Origin of the sequence: Thiohalocapsa sp., assembly GCF_022340605.1 — a bacterium.
Classification (GTDB): Bacteria; Pseudomonadota; Gammaproteobacteria; order Chromatiales; family Chromatiaceae; genus Thiohalocapsa.
Map to the genome: position 1 here is coordinate 12204 of NZ_JAJDNQ010000066.1, position 13606 is coordinate 25809.

Sequence of the window (13606 nt, forward strand, 5' to 3'; positions counted from 1 at the left end):
GAGAGATTCTAAATGGCTAGGTACGTCGGACCGACCTGCAAGCTGGCGCGCCGCGAGGGTGTCGATCTCGGGCTGAAGAGCCGCGCGCGCGCATTGGAAACCAAATGCAACATGGAGAAGGTGCCGGGCCAGTCCATGGATCGGCGTCGCCGCCTGTCGGATTACGGCATCCAGCTGCGCGAAAAGCAGAAAGTGCGGCGGATGTACGGCGTCATGGAGAAGCAGTTCCGCGGCTATTACCAGGAGGCTGCCCGCCGCAAGGGCGCCACTGGCGAAAATCTGCTGCAGTTGCTCGAGCGCCGGCTCGACACCGTCGTCTATCGGATGGGCTTCGGCTCCACACGCGCCGAGGCGCGTCAGCTGATCGGCCACAAGGGTGTGCTGGTCAACGGTAAGGTGGTGTCTATTCCCTCGTACAGTGTTGGCCCCGAAGACGAGATCGAGGTCCGCGATAAGGCGAAGAAGCAGGTGCGGGTGCAAAACGCGATGGCGCTGGCCGAGCAGTACGGCTTCCCCGATTGGGTCGAAGTGGACACCAAGTCCGCCAAGGGCGTCTTCAAGCGGATTCCCGATCGGGCGGACCTGCCGGCAGACATCAACGAGTCGCTCATCGTCGAGCTGTACTCGAAGTAAGCGATTGCAGAGGCACCAAGCCCAGAGGTTTCAAGTATGGCCGAGGCCGGGAGCGGATTCCTCAAGCCGCGCATCGTCAAAGTCGAGCCCGTCGAAGGCTCGGAGCATCGTGCTCGGGTCTCCCTGGAGCCCCTTGAGCGCGGCTTCGGGCATACGCTGGGCAATGCCCTGCGGCGCATCCTGCTGTCGTCCATGGATGGCTGCGCGGTCACCGAGGTGGAAATCCAAGGTATTCTGCACGAATACACGACCATCGAGGGTGTGCAGCAGGACGTGCTCGAGATCCTGCTCAACCTGAAGGATCTCGCTATTGCGCTCAATGGGCGCGACGAGGCGACCTTCACCCTGAGCAAGGTCGGCCCGGGTCTCGTGACCGCCGCCGACATTGCCATCGATCACACCGCCGAGATCGCGAATCCGGATTTGCTGATCGCCAACATTACCGGGGAAACCGAGCTCAGCATGACGCTGACGGTGCGGCGTGGGCGCGGTTACGAGCCCGCGACGCAGCGCGAGTTGGAGGCCGGTGAGGATCGCCCGATCGGCAAGTTGCCGTTGGACGCGTCCTTCAGCCCGATCCGTCGTGTCGCCATCGAGGTGCCGACGGCGCGCGTGGAGCAGCGCACCGACCTCGACCGGCTCGTCATCGACCTGGAGACCAACGGCACCATCGACGCGCAGGATGCCATTCAGCGCGCTGCGATGATTCTGCGCGACCAGCTCTCCAGCTTCGTCGACCTGGAGACCACCGTGGGCGGGGAGTCCCCAGCCGAGCACGCACCGAAGGAGCCGCCGTTCGACCCGATCCTGGTGCGGCCGGTGGACGAGCTGGAGCTGACGGTGCGCTCGGCAAACTGCCTGAAGGCCGAAAACATCTACCTCATCGGCGATCTGATCCAGCGGACCGAGGTGGAGCTGCTCAAGACGCCGAACCTGGGCAAGAAGTCCCTGACCGAGATCAAGGACGTGCTGGCCACTCGGGGGCTGTCGCTCGGCATGCGCCTGGACAACTGGCCGCCCGAGAACATCGACGAGCTGATGGTCAAATAAACAGTATTCAGACGGAAACAAGATCATGCGCCATCGTAAATCCGGCAGGCATCTCAACAGAACCAGCGCGCACCGCGAGGCGATGTTCAGGAACATGGCCGGCTCGCTCATCCGCCACGAACTGATCAAGACCACGCTGCCGAAGGCCAAAGAGCTGCGTCGGGTCGCCGAGCCGCTCATCACCCTGGCCAAGAACGATTCGGTCCACCATCGTCGGCTCGCGTTCGCGCGGCTGCGCGACAAGGAGGCCGTTGGCAAACTGTTCGCCGAACTCGGCCCGCGCTACCAGTCCCGTCCCGGTGGCTATCTGCGCATCCTCAAGTGTGGGTTCCGCCCCGGGGACGCTGCGCCGATGGCCTATGTCGAACTGGTCGACCGTCCCATCGTCGAAGATGCCGAGGGCGACGAGGACAAGGCCGCCTAAGTGGGCCGTGCCGCCAGGCGGCACCGCCGGCGCCCTCTGCCGGGGCAAGGCACCACGGGAATCCGGCCGGGCACGCCCCGGCCTTTTCGTGTCTGAGCCGTGTTGACCGGCGCCAGGCGGCGGCGCATCCCGCGCGCTCGGCGGCCTGGACGGATCGCGCTGGTGACCGATTTCGGCGCCGGCCCCTACGTCGGTCAGATCTGGCTGCTGCTGGCTGCCGCAAGACCGGCATTGCCAGTCATCGAGCTGGTGGGCGATCTCGCGCCCTTCCGCCCCGATCTCGCCGCCTTCCTGTTGCCCGGGCTGCTGCAACGCATGCCGCCGGGGACCTTGTATCTATGTGTCGTCGATCCCGGCGTCGGCACGGACCGCGCCATCCTCGCGGCGGAGGTTGGCCGCGATTGGCTCGTAGCCCCGGACAACGGGCTCCTCGTGCCGTTGTTGCGGGCCGCCAGCGAAGCCGTCTCGCTGTGGCGCATCGCGTGGCGGCCGACGGCGGCCTCGGCGACCTTTCATGGCCGGGACATATTCACTCCGATCGCACAACAGGTCTGCGCAGGCGTGTTGCCGGCGGCCGTCCGCATGGAGCCGGGCGCCATGGTGGGCGCGGAGTTGCCCGCCGCGCTGGCCGCGGTGTGCTATGTGGACCACTACGGCAACCTCGTCTCCGGCATGCGCGCCGCGGACGTCCCTCACGACGCGGTCATCAACGTGGCCGGCGAGCGCATTGCGCGGGCACGTACCTTCAGTGACGTGGGCGTGGGCCAACCCTTCTGGTACGAGAATGCCTTCGGGCTCCTTGAGATCGCCGTCAATCAGGGGCGAGCTGATTCCCGTCTCGGTCTAAGTCCTGGCGATCCGCTAAGATTCGACCCTTGAGCAAGGCGAATTGCAGGCCAGAGCGATGATCCGAAGCGCATTTGTGTCCATCGTGCCGGCGCGGTATACCGTTCGATCGCGCCTGCTGGCGGTGCTGCTGTGCTTGGCCGCAACGGCCGCGTCAGCTGCAACGGACGTCGATCGTGCACGCGATTATTGGAATCAGGGCGAGCTCAGACAGGCCGGTCTGCTGCTGAAGGAGCACCTGAGCCACAAGCCGCAGGACGTGGAGGCGCGGCTCCTGCTGGCCGGCATCTACCTCGACCTCTACCAAGGCGACGCGGCCGAGTCCGAGCTGCGCAAGGCCGAGTCTGCCGGCGCCTCCCGGAGCCGCGTCCTGCCGCTGCATGCCCGCGCGCTGCTGCTGCGGGGCCAAAGCCAGCGCGTGCTGGACGAGATCGCGGTGGCGACGGTGTTGGAGCCGGCGGAGCGCGCGCTCCTCGCCGCGCTGCGCGGCGATGCCCAGCGCGGACTCGGCGACCGGCAGGCGGCCGGCGCCGAGTATGCGCGCGCCCTTGCCATCGAGCCCGGACAGGCGAACGCGTTGATGGGGCAGGCGCGGCTGGCGCTGATGGACGAGCGCGTCGATGTTGCGCGGCAACTGCTCCTCACCGCCACGAAGCGCCATCCAGAGGTTGCCCGGGCTTGGGAGCTGCTCGCCGAGGTGGACTTTGCCCGCGGTGACTACGCGGCTGCCGAGCAGTCCCTGACCAAGGCCGTCGTCGCCGGGCGCAACAAATGGATGCCGCGGTTCAAGCGTGCGCTGGCGCGCTTGGAGCTCGGCGAGCTCGACGCGGCGGGCAAAGATATCGAAGCGGTCGCCGACCAGTTCCCCGAGTTTCCGGGCCTGCTCTTCGCCCGCGGGGCATTGTCGCTGCGCCGCGGCGATCTGGACGACGGGCTCGCCGCGCTCGACGCCTACCTCAAGTACGACCCCCGCAACCTCCGCGCCCTGTATCTGTCCGCCAGCGGCGAGGCAACGCGCGGCAATCTGGATCTGGCCGCGGATCTGCTGCGCAAGTACCTGGCTCTGGAGCCGAATTCGGTGCAGGCGAATCAGGCCTTGGCCGAGGTGCTGCTGCGCAGTCACAGCCCCCACGCCGCCGAGACGCTGTTGCGCAAGGCCCTCGCCGCACGCCCTGACCAGCCGCGGCTGTCGCTCACGTTGGCCCATGCGCTGAGTCAGCAGGGCCGCTGGCAGGACGCGCTCGAGCCGCTATCGCGGGCGGTGAAATCGGCTCCGAAGGTGGCCGAGTATCGGGTCGCCGCCGCGGACGCGCTGCAGCACCTTGGCAGGTACGACGATGCCTTGCTGCAGCTCGAGCAGGCGCTCGCGCAAGATCCCCTGAATCGCACTGCACCGCTGATGCAGATCAGGATCCTGCTCGCGCAGGGGAAGCCCAAAAAGGCGCTAGCGCGTGCCGAGACCTTCGCCGGCGCGCGTCAGGACAATCCCTATGCGCTCAACGCCCTGGGACTGGCCCAGCTCGCCGTTGGTGACGAGGCGAAGGCACGCGCGACCTTTGTCGCCGCCCTCGACGCCGATCCGGGGTTCCCGGATGCGGCACTGAACCTCGCCAAGCTCGACCTGCGCACCGGTGACACCCAGGGCGCTCGGGAACTGCTGGAACGGGTCGTGGCCGCGGCACCGGACAACGTGGATGGGATCCTGGCGCTCGCCGACCTCGACGCCTCCAGTGGCGATGTGCGTGGTCAGCAGCGGCGATTGCGTGCGGCCGTGGAGGCCCTTCCCAACGAGCTGCGCCTTCGTCTTGCCCTGGCACGCAGCTACCTGGGCAACGGTGCGCCGGAGCGAGCGCGGATTGCGGTGCAGGCCGCGCCCGAGACCATGCGCCAGCAACCGGAGCTGATGTTGGTGAACGCGCAGGCGCAGGCGGCGGCCGGCGATCTGGATGCCGCGGTCGAGACGCTCCAGATCCTGCGGCTCAAGGCCCCGGACAGCGCAACGCCGCAACTGCTCATCGCCACCGTATACGCCGAGCAAGGCAACCTGTCGGAAATGGAAGTGTCCCTGGTCACCGGCGCGTCCATGGACCCGGACAGCCCGCTGTTGCGCTCGGCGCTGAAGCGCGCCCTGGACCAGTATAAAGATCCCGCACAGCAACTGGCCCTGCTGGACAGGTTGCTCGCCGCCACGGATGCGAGCCCGCGCGTGATCGCGGCCAAGGTGGACCTGCTCACGGGCCTCGGTGAGTATCGCCACGCCGAGCGGCTGATGCGCGGGCTGTTTAGCCGCTACCCGGACGACGTCGGCGTCATGCGCAAGCTGGTCGGCGTGCAGCGTGCCGGCAACGACGGCGCCGCCGCGCGTGAAGTACTGACCGATTGGCTGGCGCGCCATCCCGACGACGCGACGGCACAGGTGATGCTGGCGCAGGTGCAGGCGGAGCTGGGGGAGACGGATGCCGCGCGCAAGCTGTTGCAGGGCCTGATGGCCTCGGCCAACGCCTATCGCGCCGATCCGCTGATCCTGAACAACCTCGCCTGGCTGCTGCGGGACAGCGATCCCGGACGCGCCCTCGGCTACGCGGAGCGCGCGTTGCGGGCTGACCCTTCGTCAGCGGCCATCAAAGACACCCTTGGGCTGCTGCTGGTGCGCTCGGGGCACCTGCCGCGCGGCCTCAAGCTACTGGAAGAAGCCAAGATCGCCAACCCCACGGACCCGAGCATCGGCTTCCACTATGCGCTGGCGCTGTCCAAGGCGGACCGCGGTGCCGAGGCGCGCGTGATCCTGCTGGGGTTGGCGAACAAGGACTTTCCGGAACAGGAGGCGGCCCAGAAGCTGCTGGCGCAGCTCGCGAACTGAATCAGTCCAGGCCGAAACGCCCCCGCAGTGCCGCGGCGGTGTAGCCGCTGCCTGCCGCGGCGATCTCCATCGGCGCGCCGGCCGCCACCTGCCGCCCGCCGCCCGCGCCGCCCTCCGGACCCAGGTCGATGACCCAGTCCGCCGCCGCGACAAGGTCCAGGTCGTGCTCGATGACCACGACGGAGTGCCCGGCATCCACCAGCCGCTGCAGCACCGTGATGAGCCGCCGCACGTCCGCCATGTGCAGGCCGACACTGGGCTCGTCCAGCACATACAGGGTCGGCCGCTCGGCACGCCCTTCGGCGTCGCTGCGCGCCTTGGCCAACTCCGCCACCAGCTTGATGCGTTGCGCCTCGCCGCCCGATAGGGTCGGGCTCGCCTGACCCAGCGTCAGATAGCCGAGCCCGATCGCCTGTAACAGCTCCAACGGCCCGCGCACGGCCGGGTGCGCGGCAAACACATCCACGGCGGCGTCGACGCTCAAGCGCAGCACCTCGCCGATGCCGTGGTCGCGGTAGCGGATGGCGCGGGTCTCGGCGTTGAAGCGGCTGCCGTGGCAGACCTCGCAGGGGACTTTCACGTCAGGCAGGAAGCTCATCTCCATGCGCTGCACGCCCTGGCCTTCGCAGGCATCGCAGCGCCCGCCCTTGGTGTTGAAGGAGAAGCGCCCCGGCCCCCAACCGAGCATGCGTGCCTCCGGCGTTGCGGCGAACAGCCGCCGGATGTGGTCCCAGAAGCCGATGTAAGTCGCCGGGCAAGAGCGTGGCGTCTTGCCGATGGGCGTCTGGTCTACCTCCAGTACCCGGCTCAGCGCCGGCCAGCCCGCCACCTCCCGGCAGCCATGCAGCGCCTGGCTGCGGGCGTGCGCGCCCGGCCGCTCGGCGGCCAACAGGCCGTGTACCGAGCGCGCCAGCACGTCCCGCACCAGCGTGGACTTGCCGGAGCCGGAGACGCCGGTGACGCACACGAGGCGCGCCAGCGGGATCGAGACCTCCAAGTCCTTGAGGTTGTTCAGGCGGGCGCCGCGAATCACAAGCCGCTTGGACGGTACTGCCGGGCAGTCGCGCGGCGCCTGCGCCGGCGGTTGCGGCGGGCGCGCCAGGAAGCGGCCGGTGACCGATGCGGGCTCGGCCGCCAGGTCGGCGGCGCTGCCGCGTGCCACCAGCCCACCGCCCTGGCGCCCGGCCCCTGGGCCCAGATCGATGATCTCGTCCGCGCGGCGCATGGTCTCCTCGTCGTGCTCGACGACGATGACGCTGTTGCCGCGCCGGCGCAGCCCTTCCAGGGTGTCGATGAGCCGCGCGTTGTCGCGGTGGTGCAGGCCGATGCTCGGCTCGTCCAGCACGTAGCAGACGCCGCGCAGGCTCGAGCCGAGCTGGGCGGCGAGGCGGATGCGCTGCGCCTCGCCGCCGGAGAGCGTCGGCGCCGCGCGGTCCAGGGTCAGATAGCCGAGCCCCACCTGCTCCAGAAAGCCGAGTCTGGCGCGCACCTCGGCGGCGACGTCGGCACCGATGGCCGCCTCCCGCGCGTCGAGCCGCAGCGCGCGTAGCCAGTCCGCGGCGGCCGTCACCGTCAGTGCCGAGAGCTCAGCGATGTTCTGGTCCTTGAAGCGCACCGCCAGTGCCTCGGGGTTGAGGCGGGCGCCGTGACAGCTAGGGCAGGCGCCGGCCTCGTCCTCTGTCAGCCCCGCGCCCTCCAGCCAGTTTCCTTCTTCGCCGGTCTGCTCCGCGTCGAAGCCCGCCAGCTCGGCGCCGGTGCCGAAGCAGGTCGTGCACCAGCCGTGCTTGGAGTTGTAGGAGAACAGCCGCGGGTCCGGCTCTTCGAAGGCCTTGCCGCAGCCGGGGCAGGTGCGGCTGGTGGAATAGTTGCTGGTCGGCGCCTCGTCGGCCGCCGGCAGCACCCGCACCATGCCCTTGCCCAGGTCCAGCGCCTGGTCCAGCAGTGCGGCAAGCTCCGCCGCGGGCAGGTTGCCCGGGTCCAGCTCGGCGACGGGGAGGTCGATGTCGTGCTCGCGGAAGCGGTCGAGCTCGGGCCAGGGCTGGGTCGGTGCCGGTTCGCCGTCCACCCACAGCAGGGTGTGGCCGTTGCGGGCTGCCCATGCGGCGAGGTCGTTGTAGATGCCCTTGCGGGCGATCACCAGCGGCGCCAGCAGCGTGACCGTTCGGCCGGCGTGCTCGTCGCGCAGGCGCTCCAGGATGGCCGCGCGCGGCTGCGCGGCGATGGGCAGGTCGCAGTCCGGGCAGTGCTGCACCCCGAGCTTGACATACAACAGCCGCAGGAAATGGTGGATCTCGGTGAGGGTGCCGACGGTACTCTTGCGCCCGCCGCGGCTGGTGCGCTGCTCGATGGCGACGGTGGGCGGGATGCCGAACACGGCGTCCACGTCGGCGCGCGCCGCCGGCTGCACGAACTGCCGCGCATAGGCGTTCAGCGACTCCAGGTAGCGCCGCTGTCCCTCGGCGAACAGGATGTCGAAGGCGAGCGTGCTCTTGCCGCTGCCGGACACGCCGGTGATGACCACGAAGCGCTCCCGCGGGATGGACAGGCTCAGGTCCTTCAGGTTGTGCTCGCGCGCATGACGAATGAGGATGGAGGGGCTGGAGGCGAGGGGCGAGAAACCACCGTTAGTGGCGACCACGTAGCCGGCCGGCGCTTCCGCGACGCCAGCCAAGGTCCCTGACTCTTGGCCCTCGGTCCTGTCGCCCGGCGCGCCTTGCGCAGGCGTCTCGGCGAGCGCCGCCTCCGCTCGTAGCGCGCGCCCGGTATGGCTGGTCGCGTGCTGGGCGACTTGCTCAGGTGTCCCGGTGCAAACCACCGCGCCACCGCCGTCGCCGCCCTCGGGTCCGAGATCGATGAGCCAGTCTGCGGCGCGGATCAGGTCCAGGTTGTGCTCGATCACCACCAGCGAGTGGCCGGCATCGATGAGCCGGCGGAAGGCGCGGAGCAGGGTGGCAATGTCGTCGAAGTGCAGGCCCGTGGTCGGCTCGTCCAGCAGGAACAGCAGCCCGGCGCCGCGACGCTTCTTGAGCGACTTGGCCAGGTGCCCGGCGAGCTTCAGGCGCTGCGCCTCGCCGCCGGACAGGGTCGGCACCGGCTGGCCGAGGCGCACATAGTCCAGGCCCACGTCGGCCAGCGGCTTCAAGGCGCGGGTGACGTCCGCATGCTCGGCGAAGGCCGCCAGCGCCTCGGCCACGGTCAGCTCCAGCACCGCGGCGATGTTGAGGCCATCTCGCAGCGTCCGCTCCGCGCACCGCCCACCGCCCCCTGCCTCTAACCCGTTCAGCCGCACCTCCAGCAGCGAGGACTTGTAGCGCCGCCCGTTGCAGTCCGGGCAACGCAGATACACGTCGGACAGGAACTGCATCTCCACGTGCTCGAAGCCGGAGCCGGCGCAGGTGGGGCAGCGCCCCGGGCCCGAGTTAAAACTGAAGTGCCCGGCCTTGTAGCCGCGCTCCTTGGCCAGCGGCGTCGCGGCGAAGAGCTTGCGGATCGGGTCCAGCGCGCCGACGAAGCTCGCCGGGTTGGAGCGCGAGGTGCGGCCGATGGGCGACTGGTCCAGCATCAGCACGTCATTGATGATGTCCGCGCCCCGCACCGCGTCGCAATCGCCGAGCGCACCCTCCGGGTGGCCCTTTGCCTTCGCCAGGTGGTGGAACAGCACCTCCTGCACCAGCGTGGACTTGCCGGAGCCGGACACGCCGGTCACCACCACCAGCCGCCCGAGCGGAATGTCCAGATCGATGCCGCGCAGGTTGTGCTCGCGTGCGCCACGGATGGCGATGGCCGGCGTGCCGTCGGCCGGCGGCTTTGGCTCCCGGGGTGGCTCCACGTGCCGGCGCCCGGCCAGGTAGTCGCCCGTGAGCGAGCCCTCGCACGTCAGGAGCGCCGCCGGCGTGCCCTGGAACACCAACTCGCCGCCGCGCTCGCCGGGGCCGGGGCCGATGTCGATGATGCGGTCCGCCGCGCGCATCACCTGCGGGTCGTGCTCCACCACCAGCAGGGTGTTGCCCTGGTCGCGCAGCCGCTGGAGGATCGCCACCACCCGGTCCATGTCGCGCGGGTGCAGGCCGATGCTGGGCTCATCCAGCACGAACAGGGTGTTCACCAACGAGGTGCCGAGCGCCGTGGTGAGATTGATGCGCTGCACCTCGCCGCCGGACAGGGTGCGGGACTGGCGGTCCAGGGTCAGATAGCCGAGCCCGACCTCGGTCAGGTACCTGAGCCGCGAGCGGATGTTGGCGAGCAGCAGCTCCATCGCCTGGTCCATGGCGCCGGGCAATGCCAGGTCGTCGAAGAAGGCCCGGCAGCGCTCGATGGGCAGGCACAGGAGGTCGTGCACATTGAGCCCCGGCAGGCCGAACCAGGCGGTCTCGGGCATGCTCACGCGCGCGTGCCGGAAGCGCTCGCCACGGGGCAGCGCGGCATCCGCCAGCGCATGGTCGCCGACGCGGAAGTCCAGCGCGGCGTCTTTCAGCCGGGCGCCGTTGCAGGCGGGGCAGGTGTCGTAGCTGCGGTAGCGGGACAGCAGCACCCGCACGTGCATCTTGTAGGCGCGCCCTTCCAGCCAGCCGAAGAAGCGGCGGATGCCGTACCAGACCTGGTCCTCCCACTCGCCCTCGCCCTCCAGCACCCAGTGCCGGTCGGCGTCCGAGAGATCGCGCCAGGGCACGTCGGTGGGGATGCCGCGGCGGTGGGCGAAGCCGATCAGGTCCTCCTGCACCTCCGAGTAACTGTCGGACTGGATGGGCTTGATGGCGCCCGCGAGCAGGCTCTTCGACTCGTCCGGCACCACCAGCGACCAGTCGATGCCGATCACCCGCCCGAAGCCGCGGCAGGTGTCGCAGGCCCCGAGCGGCGAGTTGAACGAGAACAGCGCCGGCTGCGGATCGCGGTAGTGGATGTCGCAGTCCGGGCAGTGCAGGTCCGCCGAGAAGCGCCACGGCTCGCCGGGCTTGCGCTCGGCGTCCAGCGGATACACCCGCAGCCGCCCGTGGCCGTGCTCCAGCGCGGCGGCCAGGGCCTCCACCGCGCGGCTCTGGTTGTCCGCATCCAGCTTGAGCCGATCCTGGATGACCTCCAGGCGCTCGTCCGTTTCCGCGAGAAACCGGATGTAGCCCTGCTGCCCGAGGAGCTCCTTCAACTGCTCGGTCGACATGGACGCTGGCACCGGCACGTCGAAGCAGATCAGCGCACGCACGGGCGCCGGCCGGTCGGTGGCGTCGGCGTGATCCTGACCGCTGCGATGCCGCAGCGCGCCCCAGATGCTCTCCGGCGTGTCGCGCCGCACCTCGCGCCCGCAGCCGCGGCAGAACAGCGGCGCCGCGCGGGCGAACAGCAGCTTCAGGTGGTCGTTCAGCTCCGTCATCGTGCCCACGGTGGAGCGGGAGGTGCGCACCGGGTTGGTCTGGTCGATGGCAATCGCCGGCGGGATGCCGTCGATGCGATCGGCCCGCGGCCGGTCCATGCGGTCCAGAAACTGCCGCGCGTAGGGTGAGAAGGTCTCCACGTAGCGCCGCTGGCCCTCCGCATAGACGGTATCGAAGGCGAGCGACGACTTGCCGGAGCCGGACACGCCCGTCACGACGATCAGCTCCCCGAGGGGCAGATCCAGGTCCAGGTTCTTCAGGTTGTTCTGCCGCACCCCGCGCAGGCGGATGCGGTCGGCCGGGTCGGACATGGGTGGGGTGGGGCGCTGCTGGGGGCTGGTGGGGAGCCGACGCGGGCGCATCGGCATAGCCGGTCATCATGGCAGGCGGCGTGCAGGCGTCAAGTCATCGAACTGCGCGCGCAGGCGGAGCGCCGGCTCGAGGACACGCCGAGCCTGGCATCATCCTCGAAAGAGCGGCCGCAGCGGCGCGCACCTGGCAGGTGACGTGCAGCGTTTAAGCCTTGAGATTTCGCCACTGTCTCGCGACACCGCTCCGCGGTGTCGCGCATCCGGGACCCGAGTCATCCGGCGGACCATCCGCAGCCCGCTCAACCAATTTCGTAGAATTCTTAAAATTTAAACCGTTCCATGGCCTCGCGTTCGCCTTCGGCCGCCTGCACGGCTCTCGTGGCAGCTGGTTGCCACTGGCGGCGGGGCTCCTTGCCGGCGAGCCAATGGCGGCCATTGCGGGCAGGCTCGGCAAGCGCGAGCAGACCCTGTACAAGACCGCCCGCACCGCGGATCTCTACCACCTGGTGGGCTTTCTGCGAGCGGTGGAGGAGTTGCTGGACGAGCGCCTCGCCGCTGGGCGTCCTGCGGCTCCTGACCGTCAGTGACGGATGTGGCGGCTGCCGCGGCGGCTGGTCCGCTGGTACGGAAGTGCCGAGACCGCTCGCAACGCCAATCCGTGTCGCCCTCCAGGGCGACACTGCAAGGGATCGGCCAGAGACCGGTCTCGGAATATTCACGCTGCTGTACTAGTTCTTCCCCGCGCACTCCCCCGGCAACTCCTCGCCGAGGCCGCCTAGCCAGGTGCACAGCAGCGCTATGCGCATGTCGCGGCCGCCGGCGGCGCTGGTGAGTACCACCATGCCGGACTGGCGCTCCGGCACCGCGGCGAACAGTCCGTGCCAGTTGGGCGGGTTGTCACCGGGCTGGTACAGGAGGGTGTGGCCACTGCCCGGCAGGGTCTTGATGGCCATCCCGAGGCCGTACTTCGACCCCGCGAACAGCAGCTCGTTGTCGCTGTCGGGCTGCGGCTCTACGGCCTGCTTCACGAGGTCGGCCTTGATGACCTTCCGGCCCAGCGGCTCGCCGCAGGGGCCCGGCATCAGTGCCGCGACGAAACGGGCATAGTCTGCCGCCGTGGTCTGGAGTCCGGCGGCGCCGAGGGCCGCGAAGGCGCGCGCCGGGGCCGGCTTGCCGGCGTCGTTGTAGGTGACCGCCAGTGGCGGCGCCTGGTCCGGGCGGTCCGGCAGGCTCGTGCGGAACATGTCCAGGCGCCGCAGGATCTGCCGGTCGACGAACTTGCCGAACTGCTCGTTGCCGGTCTGGCGCACCATCAGCTCCGCCAGCGCAAAGCCGCCGGCGGAGTAGGCGAAGCCGCTGCCGGGCGGGGCGGCGATGACCAGCGGCTGGCCGCCGGCGTCGAGCGCCCCGCGCAGGGACTGATCGAGGGTCTGGAGTTTCTGCTTCGGCCCGAAGCCACCGTAGCGCTTAATGGACAGCCCGGCGGTGTTGCTCAGCACCCGGCGCGGTGTGACGGCGTCCGCGTCGAAGGGCGACTCGGGCAGATCTCGCCCCCGCAGGTACTTGCTCACCGGCTTGTCGAGATCGATCCTGCCGCGCTGCACCAGGTCCAGCACCGCCCAGGCAGTGAGGGGAGCGGTCATTGACCCCACCTGGAACACGGTATCCGGCGAGAAGGGGATGCGCTTGGCCGGTATCGCCCAGCCGTAGCCGGCGGTCCAGCGCACATGGCCGTCGGCGATCAGGGCCACCGACGCGCCGGGCAGACCGTAGCGCTCGATCAGGCCCGGCATGGCCGCCTGCACCGTGGTCAGGGTGATCTCGGCGGTCTTTCGCTCGGCATCGGTGAATTCGCACGTCTGCGCCGTTGCGGCGGCGGCGTGGGCGGCAACGGTGGCAAGGCCGAGGCACAGGGCTGCGCCCAACACGAGGCGGTGCGGCTGCATCCGGGGGCTTCTCCTGACTCCAAGTGGTTCTGCGGGATACCTGGCCGCGGTGGCGCGAGCACCAGGGGGATGTTTCTACGGATCATCGGCACGTCCTTCCGCTGATGGGCTGCTGGACGTACGCACTCAAACGGCCGTGCAGTCTAACCCGAGCACCGGCGCGGCAATAG

8 protein-coding genes are annotated in these 13606 nt (G+C 69.4%); 6 read left to right on the plus strand and 2 right to left on the minus strand.

The genetic code is table 11. The annotated features are described in order from the left end of the window. Positions 1-12: 12 nt before the first annotated feature. The 5 genes from rpsD (at position 13) to prsT (ending at position 5813) form a co-directional block, all read left to right on the plus strand. Positions 13-633: a 30S ribosomal protein S4 gene (gene rpsD, locus LJE69_RS08720; RefSeq protein ID WP_296923960.1), complete on the plus strand. Its 621-nt coding sequence runs from the start codon at positions 13-15 to the stop codon at positions 631-633. Positions 634-669: 36 nt separating this feature from the next. After that, entirely contained in the window at positions 670-1683 is a 1014-nt protein-coding gene (gene rpoA, locus LJE69_RS08725) for a DNA-directed RNA polymerase subunit alpha (RefSeq protein ID WP_296923962.1), read from the plus strand. 25 nt (positions 1684-1708) lie between these two features. Continuing rightward, the gene (gene rplQ, locus LJE69_RS08730) at positions 1709-2107 is read left to right on the plus strand and encodes a 50S ribosomal protein L17 (protein WP_296923964.1); all 399 of its coding nucleotides are present in this window, start codon (positions 1709-1711) and stop codon (positions 2105-2107) included. Between the two features lie 162 nt (positions 2108-2269). Further along, positions 2270-2986 carry an SAM-dependent chlorinase/fluorinase gene (locus LJE69_RS08735; RefSeq protein WP_296923966.1) on the plus strand — a complete coding sequence of 239 codons (717 nt, stop codon included), beginning with the start codon at positions 2270-2272 and terminating at the stop codon, positions 2984-2986. A gap of 25 nt (positions 2987-3011) precedes the next feature. Then, positions 3012-5813, plus strand: coding sequence for an XrtA/PEP-CTERM system TPR-repeat protein PrsT (prsT, locus tag LJE69_RS08740; RefSeq protein WP_296923968.1), 2802 nt, complete (start codon positions 3012-3014; stop codon positions 5811-5813). A gap of 1 nt (position 5814) precedes the next feature. Here prsT and uvrA read toward each other — a convergent pair whose 3' ends face one another. Then, positions 5815-11490 carry an excinuclease ABC subunit UvrA gene (gene uvrA, locus LJE69_RS08745; RefSeq protein WP_296923970.1) on the minus strand — a complete coding sequence of 1892 codons (5676 nt, stop codon included), beginning with the start codon at positions 11488-11490 and terminating at the stop codon, positions 5815-5817. A 425-nt stretch (positions 11491-11915) separates the two neighbouring features. Here uvrA and LJE69_RS08750 point away from each other — a divergent pair, with 425 nt between their 5' ends. After that, a complete protein-coding gene (locus LJE69_RS08750; protein WP_296923972.1) occupies positions 11916-12077 on the plus strand; it encodes a hypothetical protein in 162 nt (53 codons plus the stop codon). Between the two features lie 141 nt (positions 12078-12218). On the opposite strand, the gene LJE69_RS08755 is transcribed toward LJE69_RS08750, so the two are convergent. Next, complete coding sequence (locus tag LJE69_RS08755; RefSeq protein ID WP_296923974.1) at positions 12219-13436, minus strand: serine hydrolase; 1218 nt, start codon at positions 13434-13436, stop codon at positions 12219-12221. Positions 13437-13606: the final 170 nt, after the last annotated feature.

What these genes read in the sequence shown, in the direction of transcription:
- rpsD (WP_296923960.1), top strand. Translation starts at nt 13, where the DNA reads ATGGCTAGGTACGTCGGACCGACCTGCAAGCTGGCGCGCCGCGAGGGT.
- rpoA (WP_296923962.1), top strand. Translation starts at nt 670, where the DNA reads ATGGCCGAGGCCGGGAGCGGATTCCTCAAGCCGCGCATCGTCAAAGTC.
- rplQ (WP_296923964.1), top strand. Translation starts at nt 1,709, where the DNA reads ATGCGCCATCGTAAATCCGGCAGGCATCTCAACAGAACCAGCGCGCAC.
- prsT (WP_296923968.1), top strand. Translation starts at nt 3,012, where the DNA reads ATGATCCGAAGCGCATTTGTGTCCATCGTGCCGGCGCGGTATACCGTT.
- uvrA (WP_296923970.1), bottom strand. Translation starts at nt 11,490, where the DNA reads ATGTCCGACCCGGCCGACCGCATCCGCCTGCGCGGGGTGCGGCAGAAC.
- LJE69_RS08750 (WP_296923972.1), top strand. Translation starts at nt 11,916, where the DNA reads ATGGCGGCCATTGCGGGCAGGCTCGGCAAGCGCGAGCAGACCCTGTAC.
- LJE69_RS08755 (WP_296923974.1), bottom strand. Translation starts at nt 13,436, where the DNA reads ATGCAGCCGCACCGCCTCGTGTTGGGCGCAGCCCTGTGCCTCGGCCTT.